Origin of the sequence: Acidiplasma cupricumulans (assembly GCF_001402935.1) — an archaeon.
GTDB classification, from domain to species: Archaea; Thermoplasmatota; Thermoplasmata; order Thermoplasmatales; family Thermoplasmataceae; genus Acidiplasma; species Acidiplasma aeolicum.
In genome coordinates, this window is record NZ_LKBH01000172.1 from 1 (window position 1) to 559 (window position 559).

The 559-nt window shown below is 29.7% G+C and carries 1 protein-coding gene; it reads right to left on the reverse strand.

All coding sequences use genetic code 11. The annotated features are described in order from the left end of the window. Window positions 1-18 precede the first annotated feature (18 nt). Window positions 19-559, reverse strand: a 541-nt coding sequence (locus AOG55_RS04600; protein ID WP_156318754.1) for a four-carbon acid sugar kinase family protein, incomplete at its 5' end; no start/stop codon positions are given.

A 559-nucleotide genomic window follows, 5' to 3' on the forward strand; every position in this document is an offset into this window, starting at 1 on the left:
ATATATTATTTTAAATAACTATATGATTGTCAGGTAGGTTTTTATTAAAATTCCAGGGTCGACAGGCAGTGACCCGGTTTTTACACATTCATATGCTATCATTTTAATATCGTTATAATTTCTTGAATCCATAATGGTTATATTCCTGTTTTCTGGTATGAAATCCATTAAATTTTTAAAATCACCGCGGTAAAATGTTTTTTTATCTTCAGTGTATCTTCCATACTCTGGAATGGTATCGGTTATTATTATTTTACCCATTTTTGAAAATTCCATCAGGTATGCTTTTATATTACCCCTGAGGGCGCTGTCTATTCTTAATAATATTGTTTCATTGCAATAAAACTTTAAAACCATTTTAAATCTATCAATTGATTTTTGCACATCCGCATTTCTGGTTTCTATATCAACACATACGTAATCGTATGCATTGATATCTATAAGTTTAATATTATAATATGGTACTGTAATTGAATTATTCAGCATTGAGGCCATTATCTGGGCATACCCCTTTTTTATTGAATCACTATATATCCTTGCATCAACATCCATTGTAAGA